Below are 22,313 nucleotides of genomic sequence, written 5' to 3' on the forward strand. Positions count from 1 at the left end.
CGGCTATGGCGGGCTCTTCTCGCACTTTCCCGCCCAATGCGCAGTCTCAACGGGGAGCGCTTGGCTGGGATGCGGCCTGCGTCGTTGAGTCTGCGGCTATGGCGGGCCCTTCTCGCACTCTCCCGCCAATCTCGCAGTCTCAACGGGCCGGGCGGGGCCGAGCTAAAGAACCCGGGTGACTTTCTCCATCTCGACCCGTCGCTGCAGCGCCGCGGGATCCGGGTTGGCCACCTGCACCAGCGATCCGCCGACCGACAACACCGCCAACAGCCCGTCCACCAGCTGCTCCGGCCGCTCCCACGTAGCGGTGGACAGCACCCGGTCGCCCGGCGTCAGGCCCTGCATCGCCGCCGACTGCACGCACGCCGCCACCAGTTGACCTACCGATTGGCCGGCCAGCGCCGGTCCCGGCTCGGGTTCGGGAACGATCTGGTCGCCGTGCACCCGCACCGCGGTGGCGTAGTCGGTGACGCCGATCGGCAGGTCGGGGACGGGCCGGCCGAACGGGTCCAGCGACAACACCGCAACCTCACCGCCCGCCACAAGGCCATCCGCCTCGTCGAGCCGATCGAGGGTGCACAACGCGACATCCGCGGAGCCTTCCGGGGCGCCGTCCAGCACCGCCTCGGCGCCGATCCACCACACCCCGAACAGCACCGCCGCCGTCTGCCAGTGCGCCGGCAACAACACCGCGACCCTGCTGCCCGGCCCGGCGCCCAGCTCGTCGCGCAACAGGTTGGCGGTCTTGGCGGCCCAGTTGGCCAGTGTCACGGCCGACAGCTCGATGCGCTCGCCCGTGGAGTCGTCGTAATAGGTGATGCGCGGGCCGACCGGGTCGGCGCGCAGTAACGGGTCCAGGATGGCCCCGGACAGCGTGGGGTTCAGTTGATGCACTCCGGCTTCTCCGACCCCGCGGTGAGAATCGGTGACGGCGCCGGCACGTTGCTGCTGTTGACCGACCCGACGGTCGATGCGCGCGCGGGCGTCGGCGTCGAACCGTCGAGGCCGGAGCCCGGTCCCGTGTAGTCATTGGCCAGCACCACCCGCACCTGCCCGGCCGGGATCGAGGAGTCGGTGACGATCGGGAGTCCGCCGAGCTGCCGGGCGATCTCCTGGGCGCCCAGGTCGTCGGTCTTGGCCGCCCGCACCTGGCTGTTCTTGACGTGGCCGCCCTCGTTGTTGCCGGCCGAACCGGCGGCGAATCCCTTGGCGCTGAGCACGTCGAGCACCGCGGAAGCCAGGCCGTTGATGTCGGTGTCGTTCATCACGTTGGCGGTGGTCTTGCCGGGTGTGTAGGCGAGTTCCTCGGTCTTGCCCTGGTCCTGTTCGTGCAGCAGGCCGCCGACCCATTCCTGCACCGCGTGCGCGTCCACCCGCACCACGCTCTGCATGCCGTCGTCGCTCCAGCCGGCGCCGTCCAGCACCGGGATGGTGGCGAACGCGACGTTGCCGCCGGTCAGCTTCGACACCTGCTGGACGAAGTCCATGATGTTCCAGCCCTCCGAGATCACCACCGAGCGCTGTACCGCCGCCTCCAGCCGCTTCAGGGTGGCGGGGGAGGACAGCGTCTTGCCGGAGATCACCCGGTGAGCCAGCGACGCCATGACGACCTGCTGGCGTACCACCCGGTCCAGGTCGCCGCGCGGCAGCTCGTGGCGCTGGCGGACGAAGCTCAGGGCCTGCGGGCCGTTCAGCCGCTGCTGGCCGGCCGGAAAGTCGGCACCCGAAAGTGGTTCGTAGACGGCGTCTTTGAGGCAGACCTCGACGCCGCCGAGCGCGTCGGCGATCAGGGCGAAGCCGAGCAGGCCGATTTCGGCGTAGTGGTCGACGGTGACGCCGGTGAGGTCGGCCACGGTTTTGATCAGCGCCTCGCGGCCGGCCTGGGTGCCTGCGGTGGCGGCTTCGGCGGGCGAGGCGCCGGCCTGCACCAGGCTGGTGCGCTTGATCTCGCGGGTCTGGCCGTAGACGCCGTTGATCTTGGTCTTGCCAAGTCCGGGCGCCTGAACGTAGGAGTCGCGGGGGATCGAGATCGCGGTCGCCGACTTCCCGTTATTGGGGATCCGGACCAGGATGATCGTGTCGGTGTTGGTGGCTTCCTCGTCCCCGGCCCGCAGCGTGGCCAGTTCCTCGGCAGTCAACGGGTTGCCGTGCGCGTCCGTGCGGCTGTCGAGGCCGACCAGCAGAATGTCGATCGCGCCGTCGTCGGCGCCGTGGCCCAGAGCGGCCGACGACATGTGGAAAATGCCGTCCTCGAAGGAGCGGACGTTGCTCCAGGCCACCCCGGTGCCGATCACGACCACCAGAGCCAGGGCGGTAGAGACCACACGAGTCACACGAGCCACACTTTGCGCAGGCATCACTGTAGGCTACTTGTGCAACAGCCGCTTTCCGGGTAGCCGGGCTCGGCGTGCCAGACTCGAACACATGTCGGACAGGCTTGTTATTACCGGTGCCGGGGGGCAGCTGGGCACCCTGGTGGCGGCTCAGGCCACCCGCGAGGGTCGAGACGTGCTGGCCAGGACGTCGGGGGAGTGGGACATCACCGATCCGGCGCTGGCCGACGAGATCATTCAGCCTGGCGATGTCGTCATCAACTGCGCGGCCTACACCGACGTCGACGGCGCCGAGACCGACGAGGCCCGCGCCTACGCCGTCAACGCCACCGGCCCGGAAAACCTCGCCCGTGCGTGCGCCCGCGTCGGAGCCTCGCTGATCCACGTTTCCACTGACTACGTCTTCAACGGCGATTTCGGCGGCTCGGACCCGCGTCCCTACGAACCCGACGACCCCACCGGCCCGCAGGGGGTCTACGCGGCGAGCAAGCTTGCCGGGGAGCAGGCCGTGCTGGCCGCGCTGCCGGAGGCTGTCGTCGTGCGCACCGCATGGGTGTACACCGGCGGGCTCGACAGAAGCGATTTCGTCGCCGTCATGCAGCGGTTGGCGGCGAAAGACGGATCAATCAAGGTCGTCGACGACCAGACCGGCACGCCCACCTACGCCGGCGACCTGGCCGCCGCCCTGCTCGAGCTGGCCGACAGCCCGGTGCGGGGACGCGTGCTGCACGCCGCCAACGAGGGTGTGGTGTCGCGTTTCGAGCAGGCCCGCGCGGTGTTCGAGGAATCCGGCGCGGACCCGCAGCGGGTGACACCGTGCACCAGCGACGAGTTTCCGCGGCCCGCGGCGCGCCCGTCGTACTCCGCGTTGTCCGGCCGGTCGTGGGCTGCCGCGGGCCTGACCCCGCTGCGGCCGTGGCGCGCTGCCCTCAAAGCTGCGCTGACGGCCGCCGCCGACCGACCGTTACCCTCTACGCGTGACTGACGTTCTGCCGGTCGTCGCGGTGACCTACTCGCCGGGCCCGCACCTGGAGCGGTTTCTGGCGTCGTTGTCGCTGGCCACCGACCGGCCGGTGGGCGTGCTCCTGGCCGACAACGGCTCCACCGACGGAACACCGGAAGCCGCCGTCGAGCGCTACCCGAACGTGCGCCTGATGCCCACCGGCGCCAATCTCGGATACGGGACCGCGGTCAATCGCACCGTCGCCAAGCTGACCGACGGCGAATGGGATGACGAGTGGGTGATCGTCGCCAATCCGGACGTGCAGTGGGGCCCGGGCAGCATCGACGCGCTGCTGGAGGCGGCCGCCCGCTGGCCGCGCGCCGGCGCGCTCGGCCCGCTGATCCGGGACCCGGACGGGTCGGTGTACCCCTCGGCGCGCCACCTGCCCAGCCTGATCCGCGGCGGCATGCACGCCGTGCTCGGGCCGGTGTGGCCGCGCAACCGGTGGACGCGGGCCTACCGCCAGGAACACCTCGACCCCAGCGAGCGGCCGGTGGGCTGGCTGTCCGGGTCATGTCTGCTGGTGCGGCGGTCGGCGTTCGACCAGATCGGCGGCTTCGACGAGCGCTACTTCATGTACATGGAAGACGTCGACCTCGGCGACCGGCTCGGGAAGGCCGGTTGGCTCTCCATCTACGTGCCGTCGGCCGAAGTGCTGCACCACAAGGGTCACTCGACCGGACGCGACCCGGGCCGCCACCTGGCCGCTCACCATCGCAGTACCTATCTCTTTCTGGCCGACCGGAACACCGGGTGGTGGCGGGCCCCGCTGCGCTGGACGCTGCGCGGATCGCTGGCGGTGCGGTCGCGGGTGATGGTGCGCAACGCGGTGCGCCGGTCCCGCCGGTCGGCGCGGCAAGAACTGGCAGAAGGGCGGCGCTGAAGTGGCAACCCATGACGTAGACGCGGTGATCCTGGTCGGCGGCAAGGGCACCCGGCTGCGGCCGCTGACGCTGTCGGCGCCAAAGCCGATGCTGCCGACGGCCGGCCTGCCGTTCCTGACCCACCTGTTGTCGCGGATCGCCGCGGCCGGCATCGAGCACGTGGTGCTGGGCACCTCCTACCGGGCCGAGGTGTTCGAGGCGGAGTTCGGCGACGGGTCCAAGCTCGGGTTGCAGATCGACTACGTGACCGAGGAGAAGCCGCTGGGCACCGGCGGCGGCATCGCCAATGTCGCCGAGAAGCTGCGCCACGACACCGTGATGGTTTTCAACGGCGACGTGCTTTCCGGCACCGATCTGGGTGAGTTGCTGGCCTTTCACTCCGACCACCACGCCGACGTGACGCTGCATCTGGTGCGGGTGAGCGATCCCAGGGCCTTCGGGTGCGTGCCGACCGACAGCGACGGACGGGTCACCGCGTTCCTGGAAAAGACGCAGGATCCGCCGACCGACCAGATCAACGCCGGCTGCTACGTCTTCCAGCGCCGCATCATCGACCGGATTCCCCGCGGCCGGGAGGTGTCGGTGGAGCGCGAGGTGTTCCCGGCGCTGCTGTCGGACCCGGACGTGAAGGTGTGCGGCTACGTCGACGCCACCTACTGGCGCGACATGGGCACCCCCGACGACTTCGTGCGCGGGTCGGCGGACCTGGTGCGCGGCATCGCCCCGTCGCCGGCGCTGCACGGCCAGCGCGGCGAGAGCCTGGTGCACGACGGCGCCGCCGTGGCTCCCGGTGCGCTACTCATCGGCGGCACGGTGGTGGGGCGCGGGGCCGAGATCGGTCCCGGCGTGCGGCTGGACGGCGCGGTCATCTTCGACGGCGTGAAGGTGGAGGCCGGCAGCGTGATCGAGCGTTCGATCATCGGCTTCGGCGCCCGCATCGGTCCGCGGGCGCTGATCCGCGACGGGGTGATCGGCGACGGCGCGGACATCGGCGCGCGCTGCGAGCTGCTGCGCGGCGCCCGGGTGTGGCCGGGCGTCTCGATTCCCGACGGCGGGATCCGCTACTCCTCGGACGTCTGAGCCCGGCGCAACGCCTGTCGCACCAGATACTCCAGCGCGTGGTCGGTGCCGGACGGCAACTCGTCGGCCGGCCACCACCGCAAGTCGTCGGACTCGTCGCTGAGCACGATTCGGGCCCCGGCCGGTGCGTGCGCCATGAACTGCAGATCCAGGTGCCGCGTCGGGACGCCCAGCGAGCAGGTAACCGGATGCACATGCACCGCAACCAGTTCCGGGCGCAGCCGCAGACTCGCGACGCCGGACTCCTCGGTCGCTTCCCGCAGTGCGGCGGCCAGGATGTCTTCGTCGTCCTCGCAGTGCCCGCCCAATTGCACCCAGCGGCCCAGCCGGGGGTGCAGGGTGAGCAGCACGCGCGTGCCGGTGTGGTCGAGCACCAGGGTGGACGCGGTGACGTGACCGGGTTCGCACTCGCGCAGGCAGGCGTCGTCGCGGGCCAGCACGAATCCCAGCACCGCCTCGGCCAACGAATCCTGGGCCGGGTTGGGCGCCTGCCAGTCGTTGAGCAGCGCGATGACCGATTCCCGCACGCTCATCGCGACCCCCTCCTGGTCCGCCTGCCCGTCCGGCGATGGCGCAGCGCCAGCCATGCCGCGCGGCATCGCGCCACCACTTCCGGCGAGACGCCGAGCTGCTCGATCAGCACCCGTCGGTCCACCAGGTCCAGCGCCTTCTCGATTTCGTTGGCCCGCAACAGCAGATCGACGTCGCCGGCCAGGTCGGCGTCGGCGCACGCCGGCGGCGGGAGGGGCAGCAACTCGGCCTCGGCGGGTTCGAGCTCCAGAATGCCGCCGCCGTAACTGCGGCCCATGATTTCGGCGAACGCGAACGTCGCGCTGTTGTGGAACACCGCGGCCAGCGCGCGGGGTTCGGTGCCGTCCGCGACCCGCACCCGGTGCACGGTGTCGGTGCTGGTGGCTCCCGCGGCGTTGACCGTCAGCCGCGGTGCCAGGTGAATTTGGCGCAGCATGAACAGATCTGGAACCCACAGCGACGGCGTGATCCACCACGGCTTGCGCAGCGAGCACTTGTAGCCCCGGTGCACGCCGGCCGCCTCGCCGGCCGCGATGTGCGCGAGCAGCGCGCCGTCCTGCGGCTGCGCCGGCGCATGCAACAGCCAGGTACGCTGACTGCCCGCCAGATCACTTGTGCGGCAATCGTTGTCGTAAACCAGGCCGGACAGCTGAGCGCTGCGCGAGACCAGCGGCACGCAGTGCGGCACGAGTCCCAGTTCGTGCGCCTGCGCGTCGGTGAAGGTGAAGAAGCTGTTGCGGCCCGTCACGATGCCGACGTCCACCTCGGCGACGCGGCCCAGCCGGGTCAGGACGCCGGACTCCTTGAGGGCCCGCAGCGTGCTTATCTGCGCCGGGTCGAGGAAGTAGGTGGTCCACTTCTCCCGCTCGTGCAGTAGCGCCGGGGCCGACGGGACGTCCAGATCGGCCTCTTCCATTGCAGCCAGCCCGTCGGCGTCGTCGAGTTGCACGGTGCGGACGCGGGCCGGTCCGGAACCGACGACGCCGCAGAACAACACGACCTCCTGCAGCACACCGTCGAACACCAGGCGCCCGAAGCTCACCAGCGTGATCTCGCGGTAGCGGCTCACCAGGAAGTCGCGCAGCTGTGCCGCATATCCGACCTGAAGCAGCTCTGCGGGCAGCACCAGACCCACCCGGCCGCCTTCGCGCACCAGCGTGGTGCTCGCCACGACGAACGGCACCCAGGCATTGGTCAACCGGTTGGGGCGCAACCCCTCTCGGTGCAGGGCGGTCAATGCCGGCTCACGCTGCTGCGCGGTCCAGTGTCCGAACCGGATGTAGGGCGGGTTGCCCGCGACACCGTCCCAGTCGCGCCCGCCCGACCAGCAGAACAGGTCCGCGGTGTCGACCGGCGCGAACATGCGTGCCTTCGCCGCTTCCGCGGCAACCAGTTCCACGCCGCGTGCCTGGTCGCTGAGGGCGGCGAGCTCCCGCAGGATCTGTCCGTCACCGCAGGACGGCTCCAGCACCCGCGGCCCGGCCTGGGTGACCCAGCCGGCCAGGAAGCGGGCGATCGGCGCCGGCGTGTAGTAGCCGCCGCGAATCTTGTCGGCCGTCACGGCCGCCTTGCCCGCGAAGGTTTTCATTTGCGGATCAACAGCTCCGCGGCCGGCACCGGCTCACGCGGGCCCGCCGGCTCGGCGGCGTAGCCGATCGCGACGGCACCCAGTGGCTCCCATTCGGCGGGTAGCGCCAGCTCTTCGCGGACGAGATCGGCGGCGAAGATCGTCGAGCCGATCCAGCAACTGCCCACGCCGCGCACCGCCAGCGCGACCAGTAGTGCCTGCACGGCCGCGCCCACCGCGACGGTGAACATGGTGTGCTCGGCCTCGGTGCGAACCGCGTCCGGATAGCTGTGCGCCCCGTCGGGCACCAGGAAGGGAATGACGACTTCGGGTGCGTCGTAGAGGATCTGACCGCGGGCGACCCGGCGTTCGACGGAGTCGGCCGGGCGGCCGTCGCCGGTGAGGTCGGCACGCCACTTCTCTTTCATCCGGTCCAGCAGCCGCGTGCGGGTGACCGGGTCCTGCAACCAGACGAACCGCACCGGGCGGGTGTGGTGCGGGGCCGGTGCTGTGAGTGCCTCGGCGACAGCGGATTCGACGACCGCCGGCGGCACCGGCTCGTCGCTGAATCGGCGCACCGAACGCCGCAGCAGCTGGGCCTGCCCGCGGCCCAACTCGATCGCCTCCGCGGTGCCGAGCCAGAACAGGTCCTCGGTGCCCGCGCGCACCAGTTGCCGGGCCGTCGAACCGTCGTCGACCGGGTTGAGCCCGCGCACCACCGCCACCGGCATCGCGGTGAGCTTGCCCTTGACCAGGTCGGCCGCGGCCGCGATCTCGTCGGCGACCGCCACTTCGGTGACCACCAGTTCGTTGCCGTGCCGGTCGACGGCACCCGAATAGTTGTGCAGCACCGCCAGACCCGCGGTGCCGACGGCCGCGTCGATCTGGCCGTTGCGCCAGGCGCGGCCCATGGTGTCGGTGATCACCACCGCGACGGTGACACCGAGCCGCTCGCGCAACCCGGCCCGCAGCGCGGCGGCGCTGGCATCCGGGTCCAGCGGCAGCAACGCCAATTCGGTTCGCCCGACGTTGGATCCGTCCACACCGGCCGCCGCCTGGATCAGGCCCAGCCGGTTCTCGGTGATCAGGGTTCGTTCCTTGCGAGCCAGCACCCGCACCGCTTCGTCGTCGACCAGCTTGCGGCGCAACCGGTCTCGTTCCTCGTCGTCTTCGGGTGCCGGGACCAGCCGGCCCTCGCACTTGGACACCACCTTGCTGGTCACCACCACCACGTCGCCGTCGCGCAACCACGGCGCGGCCGCGCTGAGCGCGGCGCCCAGGTCGTCACCGGGACGGAACTCGGGAAGCCCGGTGACGGGCAGGATTTCGATGGTGGCGGCGGCGCCGTGCTCGCCGGCCGGCGGCAGTGCGGTCACACCGTCACCCCCGCCAGGTCCAGCCCGGCCCGCACCATCTCGGCCGTCGCCTCGGGGCTGGTCATCAACAGCGGCACGGCGCGCACCGCCACGCCGTCGATGTCGGCCGCGTCGCCCTCGTGCACCAGCCAGCAGTCCAGTACCCCGGTCCCGCTGCGGGCGCCGTAGTGCCGGCCTACCGCCTGCGCGGTGGAGTCCACCCCGATCACGGACAGGCACGCATCGGCCATGCCGCGCAACGGCTTTCCGCCGATGATGGGGGAGTAGCCGACGACGGGGGCGGGGGTCGAGCGCAGCGCGCCCCGGATCCCGGGAACGGCCAGGATGGCGCCGACGCTGACCACCGGGTTCGACGGCGCGACCAGGATGACATCGGCTTCAGCGATGGCTGTCACCGCTTCGGTTGTCGCGGAGGCTTTTTCGGCGCCGACGAACGCGAAGCTGTGGGTAGGCACCTGGGCGCGGTGGCGCACCCACCACTCCTGGAAGTGGATTGCCCGGCGGGTTGCGGTGGTTGGATCGGTGATCACCACGTGCGTCTCGCAACGGTCGTCACTGGCCGGCAGCAACCGTGCGCCCGGTTGCCACCGGTCGCACAGTGCGGTGGTGATCTGCGAGAGCGAATACCCGGCGTTGAGCATCTGGGTGCGGACCAGATGGGTGGCCAGATCGCGGTCGCCGAGCATGAACCAGTCGGGCTGCACACCATAGCGGGCGAGTTCCTCTTTGGCATGCCAGGTTTCGTTCCGATGGCCCCAACCGCGCTCCGGGTCCACGCCGCCACCGAGGGTGTACATGCAGGTGTCGAGGTCCGGGCAGATGCGCACGCCGTGGATCCAGGCATCGTCGCCGATGTTGACGACGGCGTTCAGTTCGTGGCCGGCATCCTCGCCCTGAGCAAACTGGCCCAGGCCGAGCAACCGCTGCACTCCGAGCAGGAAGCGGGCGCCCCCGACGCCCCCGACCAGAACAGTGACTTTCACACCAGGACAGTACCTGCCCGGCGGGACACGTTAGGGTGGGGTGAATCTTGGTAACCAATGTGGCGCAAGGGACTTGTGATCAATTCGTACTCGACACGCCGTGTTTCGTGGACAACAGAATCGCCGAAATTCGATCACGAGATGGTATGGAATTACGCCGAAGTGCTTGACCAGGGTCCCCGGCCCGTGTCTAATCACATCAGTGTCATTTCCCGGTTGGCCGGCCGGTTCCGGTGTCGCAGACCGAGATTCGATCACTTGTTCGAATTGGGCATCTGAACATCAGAACAGTGGGAAACCATTTCACTCTCTATTAGTGAGGAGGCGGAGCATGTCCTATGAGTACCTTCGGGGCGTAATGGGAGGCACACCGCACACCACTCCCGAGCCGGCTGAAACCATCATGCCGCCAGTCCGTCCTCATCTGAGCGTTGTTCCCGATGCGCCCGCTGTGTTCGAGCCGGAGCCGATCGAGGAGATCCCTGCCGATCAGTGGCAGGACAAAGCGCTGTGCGCTCAAACCGACCCCGAAGCCTTCTTCCCGGAGAAGGGCGGCTCCACCCGCGAGGCCAAGAAGATCTGCCTGGGTTGCGAGGTCCGGCACGAGTGCCTCGAGTACGCCCTGGCGCACGACGAGCGCTTCGGCATCTGGGGCGGTCTGTCCGAGCGCGAACGTCGCCGCCTCAAGCGCGGCATCATCTGACCGTCGTTACCTGATCAGTCGTCGATCGAGGGGTCGATGACTGAAGGTTCCACGTCCAGATAGATGGCCACCTGGGCCACCAGGATTTCATGCAGCAAGTCGCCGAGTTCGACGGTGTCTTTCGCTCGTCGCTCAATGGGCTTGCGGAACAACACAATTCGCGCTCTTGTCGCATTGCCGCGAACATCGACGCCGGCCGGTATCAGCCGGGCCAGCGCGATCGGCCCGTCGGCGATCACTTCCGGCGGCCACTGCACACTGTAGGGATCCTTGGCGGAGATGCGCGGGATCTCGTCGACCGCGACGTCGAGTTCGCCGACCCGTTCCTGCCACCGCCGCTCGATCGGTTCGTAGGCCTCCAGGACCGCCATGTCGAACCGCTCGGCCCGGCTGCGCCAGCCCGGCACCGTCGGCGGCAGCAATGGACCCCGCAGATCCCGGCCCCGCCGGCGACCCGGCCGGCCAGGCGGCAGAGCCGATCTTTCCCCGCTCACGCGCCGATGGTAACGGTTGGACGCCGATGGTAACGGTTCCACATCGCCCCTGCCGATGCGCGTGTCCGCCGCTGCGGCGGCGTTTTCCCGCGATAGCCTTTCGATCGTGAACGTACCCCGACGCTGCTGCCGGCCCGGGTGTCCGCATTATGCAGTGGCAACGTTGACGTTCGTCTACTCGGACTCGACGGCGGTGGTCGGCCCGCTCGCTACCGCGCGGGAACCGCACTCGTGGGATCTGTGTGTCAACCACGCCGGCCGCATCACGGCACCGCGCGGCTGGGAACTGATGCGCCATGCCGGGCCGCTGCCCACGCATCCCGATGAGGACGACGAACTGGTTGCGCTGGCCGACGCCGTGCGCGAGGGTGGGGCAATCACCCGAACCCCCGCACTGGTGAACGGCTTCGTGGCCAGCGACGGCTTCGACGACGTGCCGCGCTCCGCGGGCGCCGTGGCCGAGGCCCACCTGCAGCATGCGGGCGCCCACGCCACCGCCCCGAGCGCTGGTCTGCTCGCACCGCCCGAGCACCGCTCCGGACGCCGGCGTGGTCACCTGCGGGTACTGCCGGATCCTCCCGGTTAGCCCTGCCTGATGGTGGCGACCCCCGGCGCCCGGCTCACGCCGCGCTTGCGATCGCCACGCCACATGGGTCCGGGGCTCCGCCGGGCCGATAGGCTGGCGGCCGAAGAGTCCTACCCACCCAGGTCGTCAGGAGCACCGCAGAATGTCGTGGCCCGCCGAGGCTGTCCACCGTGTCATCAAGGCCTATGACGTCCGCGGCCTGGTCGGCGAACAGATCAACGAGGCGCTGGTCACCGACATCGGGGCGGCGTTCGCCCGGTTGATGCGCAGCGAAGGCGCGAGTCAGGTCGTGATCGGCCACGACATGCGCGACAGTTCACCCTCGCTGTCGGCGGCCTTCGCCGCTGGCGTCACCGGCCAGGGTCTGGACGTGGTGCGCATCGGCCTGGCCTCCACCGACCAGTTGTATTTCGCCTCGGGCCTACTGGACTGTCCCGGCGCCATGTTCACCGCGAGCCACAACCCGGCGGCGTACAACGGCATCAAGCTGTGCCGGGCGGGAGCCAAGCCGGTCGGCGCCGACACCGGGTTGACGACCATCAGCGAGGACCTGATCGCCGGGGTGCCCGGGCACGACGGCCCTTCCGGTAATAGCACCGACAAGGATGTGCTGGCCGACTACGGTGTGTTCCTGCGCTCGCTGGTCAACACCGAGGGACTGCGCCCGTTGCGGGTCGCGGTGGACGCCGGCAACGGCATGGCCGGTCACACCGCACCGGCGGTACTCGGCGCGATCGACTCGATCACGTTGCTGCCCTTGTACTTCGAGCTGGACGGGACATTCCCCAATCACGAGGCCAATCCGCTGGACCCGGCGAACCTGGTGGACCTGCAGAACTTCGTGCGCGAAACCGGCGCCGACATCGGCCTGGCGTTCGACGGCGACGCCGACCGCTGCTTCGTCGTCGACGAGCGCGGCCGGCCCGTCTCGCCGTCCACGGTGACCAGCCTGGTGGCCGCCCGCGAACTGGGCCGCGAGATCGGCGCCACGGTGATCCACAACGTGATCACCTCGCGCGCGGTGCCCGAGTTGGTGGTCGAGCGAGGCGGTACGCCGCTGCGTTCGCGCGTCGGCCACTCTTATATCAAGGCGCTGATGGCCGAAACCGGTGCGATCTTCGGCGGTGAACACTCGGCGCACTACTACTTCCGCGACTTCTGGGGCGCCGACTCCGGCATGCTGGCCGCGCTGTACGTGCTGGCCGCACTCGGCGAACAAGACCGGCCGCTATCCGACCTCACCGCCGACTACCAGCGCTACGAATCCTCCGGCGAGATCAACTTCACCGTCGCCGACGCGACGGCGTGTGTGGAGGCTGTGTTGAAGGCGTTCGCAAGCCGGATCCAGTCCATCGACCACCTGGACGGCGTCACCGTGGACCTCGGCGACGGCAGCTGGTTCAACCTGCGCAGCTCCAACACCGAGCCGCTCTTGCGGCTGAATGTGGAGGGGCGCAGCATCGAGGATGTGGATGCGGTGGTCGCGCAGGTCAGTTCCGAAATCGCGGCTCAGCCAAGCGAGGCCGCTCCGTGAGTGCGGTCGGGGCCGTCGATCTCGAGGACGCTGACGGCCTGATCGCCGCCGACCGGGACGGGCTGCTGCGCGCGGCGTCGATGGCCGGCGCGCAGGTGCGTTCGGTGGCGGCCGCCCTCAGTGAAGGCGAATTGGACTCGCTGCGCGGTGAGGACCGGGTGCGCAGCGTGATCTGGGTGGCCGGTCGCGGCGCCGCCGAGACCGCCGGCGCCTTGCTGGCGGCGACGCTGGCCACCGCGGCCGCCGAGCCGATCGCACTGGTCACCGAGGCGCCGCCGTGGGTCGGCCCGCTCGACGTGCTGATCGTCGCCGGCGACGACCCCGGCGATCCCGCGCTGGTGGGCGCGGCCGCGACCGGGGTGCGCCGAGGTTCGCGGGTGGTCGTGGTGGCGCCGTTCGAGGGCCCGTTGCGTGACTCCACGGCCGGCCGGGTCGCGGTGTTGTCGCCGCGCCTGCCGGCGCCCGAAGAGTTCGGGTTGTGTCGGTATCTCGCCGCCGGGCTGGCGGTGCTGCAGACCATCGACTCCCGGCTGAGCATCGATTTGGCCGCGCTGGCCGACGAACTGGACGCCGAGGCGCTGCGCAACAGTGCAAGCCGGGATCTGTTCACCAACCCGGCCAAGACGTTGGCCGCCCGCATGACCGACTGCCAGGTCGCGCTGGCCGGCGACAGCGCGGCGACCCTGGCGCTGGCGCGGCACGGCAGCTCGGTCCTGTTGCGGGTCGCGCAGCAGGCCGCCGCGGCCGCCGGTCTGGGCGATGCCGTGGCCGCACTGCGCAACGGGCCGCGCGGGTTCGCCGATCCCGCCGACGCGCTCTTCCACGACGAGGAGATCGACGGGCCGCTGCCCCAGCGGCTGCGCGTGCTGGCACTGACGCTGGCCGCCGAGCGGACCGTGGTCGCCGCCCGGGTCGCCGGGTTCGACGACGTCTATCTCATCGGTGCCGAAGATATGCAGGACGCGCCTGACCGGCCCCCCGTGCCGACCGCGGCGGCCCGTGCCGAGCAGCAACTGGCAGTATTGGCCGTTCGGCTGGAGATGGCCGCGGTTTACCTGCGACTGGCACGGGGATAGATAAACGGTGGAATTGCTACGCGGAGCGTTACGAACGTACGCCTGGGGATCACGCACCGCTATCGCCGAATTCACCGGGCGGCCGGTGCCGGCCGCGCATCCCGAGGCCGAACTGTGGTTCGGCGCCCACCCCGGTGACCCGGCCTGGCTGGAGACACCGGACGGCGGGACGTCGTTGCTGGCCGCACTCACCGCCGACCCGGAGGGGCAACTCGGGCCCGCGTCGCGGGCCAGGTTCGGTGACGTGCTGCCGTTCCTGGTCAAGGTTTTGGCCGCCGATGAGCCGCTGTCGCTGCAGGCGCACCCGAGCGCGGCCCAGGCGCTCGAGGGTTTCGCTCGTGAAGAGCGCCTCGGTATTCCGGTGAACTCGCCGGTGCGCAACTACCGCGACACCAGTCACAAGCCGGAGTTGTTGGTGGCGTTGCAGCCCTTCGAGGCGCTGGCCGGTTTCCGTCAGGCGTCGCGGACCATCGAGTTGCTGCGGGCCCTGAACGTGTCCGACCTGGACCCGTTCATCGATTTGCTCAGCGCGGGGTCCGACGACCAATCCGACGCCGACGGCCTGCGCGCGCTGTTCACCACCTGGATCACCGCACCGCAGCCCGACCTCGACGTACTGGTGCCCGCCGTGCTCGACGGCGCGATCGTGTACATCAGTTCCGGCGCAACGGAGTTCGCGGCCGAGGTCAAGACGCTGCTGGAACTGGGGGAGCGTTACCCCGGTGACGCCGGGGTGCTCGCGGCGCTGCTGCTCAACCGCATCACCCTGGCCCCGTGTGAGGCCATCTTCCTGCCGGCCGGCAACCTGCACACCTACCTGCGCGGTTTCGCGGTGGAGGTGATGGCCAACTCCGACAACGTGTTACGCGGCGGCCTCACGCCCAAGCACATGGACGTTCCAGAGTTGCTGCGGGTGCTGGATTTCACTCCGACGGCCGAGGCGCACCTGCGCGCGCCGATGCACCGCGACGGCCTGGAACGGATCTACGACACCCCGACCGCCGAGTTCGCGCTCGCACTGCTGGTGCTCGACGGCGACAACCTCGGCCACGAAGTCGACGCGGCATCGAGCCACGACGGGCCGCAGATCCTGTTGTGCGCGGAGGGATCTCTGACCGTCTACGGCAAGACCGGGTCGCTGACCCTTGACCGCGGCGCCGCCGCGTGGGTCGGTGCCGACGACGGCCCCATCCGGCTCTCCGCGGAGCGTCCGGCCAAGCTGTTCCGGGCTACCGTGGGCTTGTGACCAGCCCGCGCTGCCGGCTCTGAGCGCGAAGTTCTTTGCGCTCCTTCAACCACAGTCGCATGTTGTGCGCCATGGTCCGCCCGATCAGCCGGGCCGGCGGAATCATGTAGAGGCTGTCCAGCAGCGAGAACCGGCGCAAAAACCATTCCGCCAGAACGGGATCCGTCTCGGCGGCGCCGAGAAACTGATCGAACAGCCCGCCGACCGGTCGCCACCACCGTGGCTCCGGGTCCCCGGACGCGTGGTGCAGGGCCACATCGCCGATCGCGTTCATCATCCACACCGGGAAGGTCGTCTTGGCGGTCAACCGCGCGAGTGTGGCCGCCAGGTCACCCTCTGGTGCCTGCAGCGCCCGGCGCAGGTTGCCGGCCTGAATCGACGTCATCGTCATGCCCTGCCCGAACGTCGGGTTGAAGCTGGCCACCGCATCGCCGAACGGCACGATGCCCGCCGGGAAGCGCTCCAGCTTGTGGTAACGACGCCATCTGCTCACCGGGAACGCGTGATACGCCGGCTCACCGAGCGGTTCGGCCTGCGTCAGCGCTTTATTGAAGTGCTCCGGCAGCAGATCCTCTGCCAGCGCGAGCATTTCGGGGAAGGTCCGCGGCGGTTTCTCGTGCGCCACGCCGAACGTGGTCAGCACCCAGGTGCCGTCCTCGTAGTACAGCATGCCCAGCCCCAGCGACTTGTCGTGCGAAGCGCCGGCGACCACTACCTTCTCCGCGATCAGCCCCTCGGGCATGCGGAATTGGTGTGTGGCGTAGTTGATTCCGATGTCGACCGTCGCCTCCGGGGCACGCTGATAGCCCCACTGGTCCAGCCATACCGGCAGCCGGGTGCCGCGGCCGGCGGCGTCGACCACCAGATCCGCGGCGACGAATTCGGGTTCCTCGCCGGATACGGCCGGGTCCAGCAACACCCCGGTCACCCGCTGCAGCGCCGGTTCGAAACGCGGCTCGGCGACCGGGCGCCGCACGATCTCGACGTTGTCGATCGCCAGAACGCGGCGCCGGATCTGCCACTCCAGGTGCGGACGGCTGGGCACGTAGGCGGTGAACTCGTCGCGCAGCGTGTGCCCGGTGCCCAGCACGTGACCGGCGGCGCCCAGGTGGATGCAGTCCGGCCGGTTCTCCAGCATCGGAACACCCGCCGCCACCATGTCGTCCAGCAGGCCGGGGAACAGGCTCTCGAACTCGTTGGCGCCGCGCGCCATCAGCATGTGCAGATGACGATCCTGGGGGACGGTCGCGCGGTTGGCCGGTGCGCTCGGCAGGTCGTCCCGTTCGAAGACGGTCACCCGCCCGTAGAAGTCGGAAAGCACCCGGGCCGCGGACAGCCCGGCGATGCTCGCACCGATCACCACCGCATGATTTTTGTTCTCTACGCTCCCCACCATTCCCGCAGAGTACCCAGTACTGTGCGGTCACAACTGCAGGTGACGGAAGGGGCGGGCAGATGTCCGGTCGCTGGCGCACGAAATCGGTCGAGCAATCGATTGCCGATACCGACGAGCCGACCACCCGGCTCCGCAAGGATCTGACCTGGCTGGACCTGGTGGTCTTCGGGGTCTCGGTGGTGATCGGGGCCGGCATCTTCACCGTCACCGCGTCCACCGCTGGCGACATCACCGGACCGGCCATCTGGATCTCGTTTCTGATCGCCGCCGGCACCTGCGCGCTGGCGGCGCTGTGCTACGCCGAGTTCGCGTCGACGCTTCCGGTGGCGGGCAGTGCCTACACGTTCTCCTATGCCACCTTCGGCGAGTTTCTGGCCTGGATCATCGGCTGGAATCTGGTGCTGGAGCTGGCGATCGGCGCGGCCGTGGTCGCCAAGGGCTGGTCCAGCTACCTGGGTACGGTCTTCGGTTTTGCCGGCGGCACCGTCGCGCTCGGGCCGATCGACTTCGACTGGGGCGCGCTACTGATCGTCGTGCTGGTGGCCATACTGCTGGCGTTGGGCACCAAGTTGTCGTCCCGGTTCTCCGCGGTGGTCACCGCCATCAAGGTCTCGGTCGTCATCCTGGTCGTCATCGTCGGCTCCTTCTATATCAAGGCCGCCAACTACACCCCGTTCATTCCCAAACCCGAGGCCGAGCACCAGGGCCGCGGCATGGACCAATCCGTGCTGTCGCTGCTGACCGGTGCGGGCGGCAGCCACTACGGCTGGTACGGCGTCCTGGCGGGCGCGTCCATCGTGTTCTTCGCCTTCATCGGGTTCGACATCGTCGCGACCATGGCCGAAGAGACCAAGAACCCGCAGCGCGACGTCCCGCGCGGCATCCTGGCCTCCCTCGGGGTGGTGACGCTGCTCTATGTGGCGGTGGCCGTGGTGCTGTCCGGGATGGTGTCCTACACCCAGCTGCGCAGTGTCCCCGGGCACGGGCAGGCGAACCTGGCCACCGCGTTCCAGGCCAACGGCATCTACTGGGCCAGCGGAATCATCTCGGTCGGAGCGCTGGCCGGCCTGACCACGGTGGTGATGGTCCTGATGCTCGGTCAGTGCCGCGTGCTGTTCGCGATGGCGCGCGACGGCCTGCTGCCCCGGGGGCTGGCCAAGACCTCGGCTCGTGGCACCCCGGTGCGGATCACCATGCTGGTCGCGGCGGTGATCGCGGCGACGGCCGCGGTGTTCCCGATTAACAAGCTCGAAGAGATGGTCAACGTCGGCACGCTGTTCGCCTTCGTGCTGGTGTCGGCCGGCGTCATCGTGCTCCGCAAAACCCGACCGGACCTGCCCCGGGGCTTCAGCGCGCCGTGGGTGCCGGTGCTGCCGGTCGCGTCGGTGTGCGCGTGCCTGTGGCTGATGCTCAACCTGACGGCGCTGACCTGGGTCCGGTTCGGCGTCTGGCTGCTGGTGGGCGTCGCCATCTACGTCGGCTACGGCCGCCGGCACTCGGTGCAGGCCCGGCGGGAGAAGGGTGACGCCGACCTGGACATTTAAGCCCCATTTGGATACTTGCTTTACAAAACAACGCTCCGTGTCTAGACACGAGACGTAAACGGTTGTAATGTCCAACCTCAAGTGGTGAGACTCACACAAGGAGGTATGGCGTATGACCACACAGATCGACGGCACTCCGGAGGTGCCGGTATACGAATGGCGCGACAAGAAGCGCTACCTGTGGCTGATGGGACTGATCGCCCCGACGGCGCTCTTCGTGATGCTGCCGGTGATTTGGGGAATGAACCAGCTCGGCTGGCACACGGCGGCGCAACTGCCGCTGTGGATCGGGCCGTTCCTGGTCTACATCCTGTTGCCGCTGCTGGACCTGCGCTTCGGTCCCGACGGGCAGAACCCGCCAGACGAGGTCATGGAGCGGCTGGAAAACGACAAGTACTACCGCTACTGCACCTACATCTACATTCCGTTCCAGTACGCGAGCGTCGTCCTGGGCGCCTACCTGTTCACCGCGTCGAACTTGCACTGGCTGGGGTATGAGGGCGGACTGGGCTGGCTGGGCAAGATCGGCGTGGCGCTCTCGGTGGGCGTGCTCGGCGGCGTCGGCATCAACACCGCGCACGAGATGGGGCACAAGAAGGACTCGCTGGAGCGCTGGCTGTCCAAGATCACCCTGGCGCAGACCGCATACGGCCACTTCTACATCGAGCACAACCGCGGCCACCACGTCCGTGTCTCCACCCCGGAGGACCCCGCCTCGGCCCGCTTCGGCGAGACGTTCTGGGAATTCCTGCCCCGCAGCGTCATCGGCAGCGCCCGCTCCTCGGTACACCTGGAGGCGCAGCGCATCCGCCGGCTCGGCAAGAGCCCCTGGGACCCGCGGACCTACCTGGGCAACGACGTGCTGAACGCCTGGGCGATGACCGTCGTGCTGTTCGGCGCGCTAATCGCGGCCTTCGGTGTGAGCGTGATCCCGTTCCTGGTCATCCAGGCGATCTTCGGCTTCAGCCTGCTGGAAGCAGTCAACTACCTCGAGCACTACGGCCTGCTGCGACAGAAGAACGCGAACGGCCGCTACGAGCGGTGCGCCCCGGTGCACAGCTGGAACTCCGACCACATCGTCACCAACCTGTTCCTGTACCACCTGCAGCGGCACAGCGACCACCACGCCAACCCGACGCGGCGCTACCAGACGCTGCGCAGCATGGAAGGTGCGCCGAACCTGCCCAGCGGGTACGCGTCGATGATCTCGCTGACCTACTTCCCGCCGCTGTGGCGCAAGGTGATGGACCACCGGGTGCTCGACCACTACGACGGCGACATCACCAAGGTCAACGTGCAGCCGCGGCTGCGTAAGAAGCTGCTCGCCAAGTACGGAGTGGCAGCATGAGCGCCGCGTACAAGTGCCCGTGTTGCGACTACCGCTACGACGAGGCCAAAGGCGATGCCCGCGAAGGTTTTCCGGCCGGAACCGGCTGGGACCAGGTCCCCGATGACTGGACTTGTCCGGACTGCGCCGTCCGCGAGAAGCCCGATTTCGAACTAGTCCAGGAAGGATGAGATGACATGAGTGACTACAAGCTCTACCAGTGCGTGCAGTGCGGTTTCGAGTACGACGAGGAGCTGGGCTGGCCGGAAGACGGCATCGCGCCCGGCACCCGGTGGGACGACATCCCCGAGGACTGGAGCTGCCCGGACTGCGGAGCCGCGAAGTCGGACTTCGTCATGGTGGAGGTGGCCCGGTCATGATCGGCACCAACTTCGCTGCGAAAACAGATATGGTCGCGCCTGTGAAGCGGATTCCCTACGCCGAAGCGTCCCGCGCTTTATTGCGGGACTCGGTGCTCGACGCGATGCGGGATCTGCTCCTCACCCGCGACTGGTCCGCCATCACCTTGTCCGACGTGGCCCGGGCCGCCGGCATCAGCCGGCAGACCATCTACAACGAGTTCGGGTCCCGGCAGGGCCTGGCGCAGGGTTACGCCCTGCGCCTGGCCGACCGGCTGGTCGACACGGTCAAGGGTGCGCTGGACGCCAACATCGGCAACATCTACGAGTCGTTCCTGCAGGGCTTCCGGGCCTTCTTCGCCGAGTCGGCGGCCGACCCGCTGGTGATCTCGCTGTTGACCGGTGTCGCCAAGCCCGACCTGCTGCAGCTGATCACCACCGACAGCGCGCCGATCATCAGTCGGGCCTCGGCTCGGCTGGCCACCGCGTTCACCCAGACGTGGCTGGCCACCAGCGACGACGACGCGGGTGTGCTGTCGCGGGCGATCGTCCGGCTGTGCTTGAGCTACGTGTCCATGCCGCCCGAGGCCGACCACGACGTCGCGGCGGATCTGGCCAGGATGATGACCCCGTTCGCCGAGCGCCACGGCGTCATCAACGTGCCCTGACCAGGACGGCAATTGGCCGGAGGCTAGAGTGAGTCGAGAGAGTATCTAGGCCGACGCGCCTGCTCAGACTCAAAGAAGCCCCCAAAGAAGGATGTAAACCCCTATGACGACGCTCGAAAATTCGCTTACCCCCGACGTTCTGAACGGCATCGACTTCAAAGTTGCCGACCTGTCGCTGGCGGATTTCGGCCGCAAGGAACTCCGGATCGCCGAGCACGAGATGCCCGGCCTGATGTCACTGCGCCGCGAGTACGCCGAGGTGCAGCCGCTGAAGGGAGCCCGCATCTCGGGTTCGCTCCACATGACCGTCCAGACCGCGGTGCTGATCGAAACCCTCACCGCCCTGGGTGCAGAAGTTCGGTGGGCGTCGTGCAACATCTTCTCGACCCAAGACCATGCGGCGGCCGCCGTCGTTGTCGGCCCGCATGGCACACCCGAAGAGCCCAAGGGTGTCCCGGTGTTCGCCTGGAAAGGCGAGACGCTCGAGGAGTACTGGTGGGCCGCCGAGCAGATGCTCACCTGGCCGGACGAGGACAAGCCGGCCAACATGATTCTTGACGACGGTGGCGACGCCACCATGATGGTGCTGCGCGGCATGCAGTACGAGAAGGCCGGCGTCGTGCCGCCCGCCGAGGAAGACGACTCGGCGGAATGGAAGATCTTCCTGGGCGTGCTGCGCAACCGCTTCGAGACCGACAAGGGCAAGTGGACCAAGATCGCGGAGTCGGTCAAGGGCGTCACCGAGGAGACCACCACCGGTGTGCTGCGTCTGTACCAGTTCGCCGCGGCCGGTGACCTCGCCTTCCCGGCGATCAACGTCAACGACTCGGTCACCAAGTCGAAGTTCGACAACAAGTACGGGACCCGCCACTCCCTGATCGACGGCATCAACCGCGGTACCGACGCCCTGATCGGCGGCAAGAAGGTGCTGATCTGTGGTTACGGCGACGTGGGCAAGGGCTGCGCCGAGGCCATGAAGGGCCAGGGCGCCCGGGTCCAGGTCACCGAGATCGACCCGATCAACGCGCTGCAGGCGATGATGGAGGGCTTCGACGTCGTGACCGTCGAGGACGCCATCGCCGACGCGGACATCGTGGTGACGTCGACCGGCAACAAAGACATCATCATGCTCGACCACATCAAGGCGATGAAGGACCACTCGATCCTGGGCAACATCGGCCACTTCGACAACGAGATCGACATGGCCGGCCTGGAGCGCTCCGGCGCGACGAAGACCAACATCAAGCCGCAGGTCGACCTGTGGACCTTCAAGGAGACCGGCCGCTCGGTCATCGTGCTGTCCGAGGGTCGGCTGCTGAACCTGGGCAACGCCACCGGCCACCCGTCGTTCGTGATGAGCAACAGCTTCGCCAACCAGACGATCGCCCAGATCGAGCTGTGGACCAAGAACGACGAGTACGACAACGAGGTGTACCGCCTGCCCAAGCACCTCGACGAGAAGGTGGCCCGGATCCACGTCGAGGCGCTCGGTGGCACGCTCACCAAGCTGACCAAGGACCAGGCCGAATACCTCGGCGTCGACGTCGAGGGCCCGTACAAGCCGGACCACTACCGCTACTGAGTCGGGTCCCGTCGCGAGTGTGCGCCCAGCCGCACACCCAG

General features: G+C 68.8%; 22 protein-coding genes. 14 read left to right on the forward strand and 8 right to left on the reverse strand.

Going from position 1 to position 22,313, the window contains the following annotated elements:
- Positions 1-162: 162 nt before the first annotated feature.
- Together C0J29_RS07100 and C0J29_RS07105 are read right to left on the reverse strand one after the other, a co-directional pair.
- Complete coding sequence (locus tag C0J29_RS07100) at positions 163-894, reverse strand: TIGR03089 family protein (protein ID WP_120791882.1); 732 nt, start codon at positions 892-894, stop codon at positions 163-165.
- Entirely contained in the window at positions 882-2,360 is a 1,479-nt protein-coding gene (locus C0J29_RS07105; protein ID WP_370530867.1) for an LCP family protein, read from the reverse strand. The genes C0J29_RS07100 and C0J29_RS07105 overlap by 13 nt, the downstream gene beginning before the upstream one ends.
- Before the next feature lie 64 nt (positions 2,361-2,424).
- On the opposite strand from C0J29_RS07105, the gene rfbD reads away from it, so the two are divergent.
- The 3 genes from rfbD to manB are packed head-to-tail and all read left to right on the forward strand — an operon-like array spanning position 2,425 to position 5,300.
- Positions 2,425-3,318 (forward strand): dTDP-4-dehydrorhamnose reductase, encoded by an 894-nt coding sequence (gene rfbD / locus C0J29_RS07110; protein WP_120791883.1) that lies wholly within the window; start codon positions 2,425-2,427, stop codon positions 3,316-3,318.
- Positions 3,311-4,219, forward strand: a complete 909-nt coding sequence (locus C0J29_RS07115) for a glycosyltransferase family 2 protein (protein WP_120791884.1) — start codon at positions 3,311-3,313, stop codon at positions 4,217-4,219. Before rfbD ends, C0J29_RS07115 begins: the two co-directional genes overlap by 8 nt.
- A gap of 1 nt (position 4,220) precedes the next feature.
- Positions 4,221-5,300, forward strand: coding sequence for a mannose-1-phosphate guanylyltransferase (gene manB, locus C0J29_RS07120; protein WP_065048942.1), 1,080 nt, complete (start codon positions 4,221-4,223; stop codon positions 5,298-5,300).
- Here manB and C0J29_RS07125 read toward each other — a convergent pair.
- Genes C0J29_RS07125 through cofD form a run of 4 tightly spaced genes read right to left on the reverse strand, consistent with a single transcriptional unit; the run spans position 5,282 to position 9,757 of the window.
- Entirely contained in the window at positions 5,282-5,833 is a 552-nt protein-coding gene (locus C0J29_RS07125) for an NUDIX hydrolase (RefSeq protein WP_065048963.1), read from the reverse strand. The genes manB and C0J29_RS07125 overlap by 19 nt on opposite strands.
- Positions 5,830-7,419 (reverse strand): Eco57I restriction-modification methylase domain-containing protein, encoded by a 1,590-nt coding sequence (locus tag C0J29_RS07130; protein ID WP_120791885.1) that lies wholly within the window; start codon positions 7,417-7,419, stop codon positions 5,830-5,832. Before C0J29_RS07130 ends, C0J29_RS07125 begins: the two co-directional genes overlap by 4 nt.
- Positions 7,416-8,765 carry a coenzyme F420-0:L-glutamate ligase gene (locus tag C0J29_RS07135; RefSeq protein WP_065164292.1) on the reverse strand — a complete coding sequence of 450 codons (1,350 nt, stop codon included), beginning with the start codon at positions 8,763-8,765 and terminating at the stop codon, positions 7,416-7,418. Before C0J29_RS07135 ends, C0J29_RS07130 begins: the two co-directional genes overlap by 4 nt.
- Positions 8,766-8,770: 5 nt before the next feature.
- Positions 8,771-9,757 (reverse strand): 2-phospho-L-lactate transferase, encoded by a 987-nt coding sequence (cofD, locus tag C0J29_RS07140; RefSeq protein WP_120791886.1) that lies wholly within the window; start codon positions 9,755-9,757, stop codon positions 8,771-8,773.
- A gap of 358 nt (positions 9,758-10,115) precedes the next feature.
- Here cofD and C0J29_RS07150 point away from each other — a divergent pair, with 358 nt between their 5' ends.
- A complete protein-coding gene (locus tag C0J29_RS07150; RefSeq protein WP_055582021.1) occupies positions 10,116-10,460 on the forward strand; it encodes a WhiB family transcriptional regulator in 345 nt (114 codons plus the stop codon).
- A gap of 14 nt (positions 10,461-10,474) precedes the next feature.
- Here C0J29_RS07150 and C0J29_RS07155 read toward each other — a convergent pair whose 3' ends face one another.
- The gene (locus tag C0J29_RS07155; protein WP_055582032.1) at positions 10,475-10,894 is read right to left on the reverse strand and encodes a metallopeptidase family protein; all 420 of its coding nucleotides are present in this window, start codon (positions 10,892-10,894) and stop codon (positions 10,475-10,477) included.
- Positions 10,895-11,060: 166 nt separating this feature from the next.
- Here C0J29_RS07155 and C0J29_RS07160 point away from each other — a divergent pair, with 166 nt between their 5' ends.
- From C0J29_RS07160 to manA, 4 genes are all read left to right on the forward strand, one after another.
- Positions 11,061-11,540 carry a DUF3499 domain-containing protein gene (locus tag C0J29_RS07160; RefSeq protein ID WP_197048102.1) on the forward strand — a complete coding sequence of 160 codons (480 nt, stop codon included), beginning with the start codon at positions 11,061-11,063 and terminating at the stop codon, positions 11,538-11,540.
- A gap of 142 nt (positions 11,541-11,682) precedes the next feature.
- Complete coding sequence (locus C0J29_RS07165; RefSeq protein WP_065048929.1) at positions 11,683-13,074, forward strand: phosphomannomutase/phosphoglucomutase; 1,392 nt, start codon at positions 11,683-11,685, stop codon at positions 13,072-13,074.
- On the forward strand, positions 13,071-14,150 hold the full coding sequence (locus tag C0J29_RS07170; RefSeq protein WP_120791888.1) for a TobH protein: 1,080 nt from the start codon (positions 13,071-13,073) through the stop codon (positions 14,148-14,150). The genes C0J29_RS07165 and C0J29_RS07170 overlap by 4 nt, the downstream gene beginning before the upstream one ends.
- Before the next feature lie 7 nt (positions 14,151-14,157).
- Positions 14,158-15,396: a mannose-6-phosphate isomerase, class I gene (gene manA / locus C0J29_RS07175; RefSeq protein WP_065048926.1), complete on the forward strand. Its 1,239-nt coding sequence runs from the start codon at positions 14,158-14,160 to the stop codon at positions 15,394-15,396.
- Here manA and C0J29_RS07180 read toward each other — a convergent pair.
- On the reverse strand, positions 15,380-16,759 hold the full coding sequence (locus C0J29_RS07180) for an FAD-dependent oxidoreductase (protein WP_120794609.1): 1,380 nt from the start codon (positions 16,757-16,759) through the stop codon (positions 15,380-15,382). The genes manA and C0J29_RS07180 overlap by 17 nt on opposite strands.
- A gap of 92 nt (positions 16,760-16,851) precedes the next feature.
- Between C0J29_RS07180 and C0J29_RS07185 the strand changes: the two genes are divergently transcribed.
- From C0J29_RS07185 to ahcY, 6 genes are all read left to right on the forward strand, one after another.
- Positions 16,852-18,336 carry an amino acid permease gene (locus C0J29_RS07185; protein WP_120791889.1) on the forward strand — a complete coding sequence of 495 codons (1,485 nt, stop codon included), beginning with the start codon at positions 16,852-16,854 and terminating at the stop codon, positions 18,334-18,336.
- A 112-nt stretch (positions 18,337-18,448) separates the two neighbouring features.
- Positions 18,449-19,684 (forward strand): alkane 1-monooxygenase, encoded by a 1,236-nt coding sequence (locus C0J29_RS07190; RefSeq protein WP_065048920.1) that lies wholly within the window; start codon positions 18,449-18,451, stop codon positions 19,682-19,684.
- A complete protein-coding gene (locus C0J29_RS07195; RefSeq protein ID WP_065048918.1) occupies positions 19,681-19,854 on the forward strand; it encodes a rubredoxin in 174 nt (57 codons plus the stop codon). Before C0J29_RS07190 ends, C0J29_RS07195 begins: the two co-directional genes overlap by 4 nt.
- A 6-nt stretch (positions 19,855-19,860) precedes the next feature.
- Positions 19,861-20,043: a rubredoxin gene (locus C0J29_RS07200; protein WP_055576520.1), complete on the forward strand. Its 183-nt coding sequence runs from the start codon at positions 19,861-19,863 to the stop codon at positions 20,041-20,043.
- A gap of 29 nt (positions 20,044-20,072) precedes the next feature.
- Positions 20,073-20,690, forward strand: coding sequence for a TetR family transcriptional regulator AlkX (gene alkX, locus C0J29_RS07205; protein ID WP_172834810.1), 618 nt, complete (start codon positions 20,073-20,075; stop codon positions 20,688-20,690).
- 103 nt (positions 20,691-20,793) lie between these two features.
- On the forward strand, positions 20,794-22,272 hold the full coding sequence (gene ahcY, locus C0J29_RS07210) for an adenosylhomocysteinase (RefSeq protein WP_065048909.1): 1,479 nt from the start codon (positions 20,794-20,796) through the stop codon (positions 22,270-22,272).
- Positions 22,273-22,313: the final 41 nt, after the last annotated feature.

It is taken from the genome of Mycobacterium paragordonae (assembly GCF_003614435.1).
Lineage (GTDB): Bacteria > Actinomycetota > Actinomycetes > Mycobacteriales > Mycobacteriaceae > Mycobacterium > Mycobacterium paragordonae.

Bases quoted from the DNA above. Each gene is read 5' to 3' on its own strand.
- C0J29_RS07130 (WP_120791885.1), bottom strand. From the start codon at position 7,419: ATGAAAACCTTCGCGGGCAAGGCGGCCGTGACGGCCGACAAGATTCGC.
- rfbD (WP_120791883.1), top strand. From the start codon at position 2,425: ATGTCGGACAGGCTTGTTATTACCGGTGCCGGGGGGCAGCTGGGCACC.
- C0J29_RS07185 (WP_120791889.1), top strand. From the start codon at position 16,852: ATGTCCGGTCGCTGGCGCACGAAATCGGTCGAGCAATCGATTGCCGAT.
- ahcY (WP_065048909.1), top strand. From the start codon at position 20,794: ATGACGACGCTCGAAAATTCGCTTACCCCCGACGTTCTGAACGGCATC.
- C0J29_RS07165 (WP_065048929.1), top strand. From the start codon at position 11,683: ATGTCGTGGCCCGCCGAGGCTGTCCACCGTGTCATCAAGGCCTATGAC.
- C0J29_RS07150 (WP_055582021.1), top strand. From the start codon at position 10,116: ATGGGAGGCACACCGCACACCACTCCCGAGCCGGCTGAAACCATCATG.
- C0J29_RS07125 (WP_065048963.1), bottom strand. From the start codon at position 5,833: ATGAGCGTGCGGGAATCGGTCATCGCGCTGCTCAACGACTGGCAGGCG.
- C0J29_RS07195 (WP_065048918.1), top strand. From the start codon at position 19,681: ATGAGCGCCGCGTACAAGTGCCCGTGTTGCGACTACCGCTACGACGAG.
- C0J29_RS07190 (WP_065048920.1), top strand. From the start codon at position 18,449: ATGACCACACAGATCGACGGCACTCCGGAGGTGCCGGTATACGAATGG.
- C0J29_RS07200 (WP_055576520.1), top strand. From the start codon at position 19,861: ATGAGTGACTACAAGCTCTACCAGTGCGTGCAGTGCGGTTTCGAGTAC.
- alkX (WP_172834810.1), top strand. From the start codon at position 20,073: ATGGTCGCGCCTGTGAAGCGGATTCCCTACGCCGAAGCGTCCCGCGCT.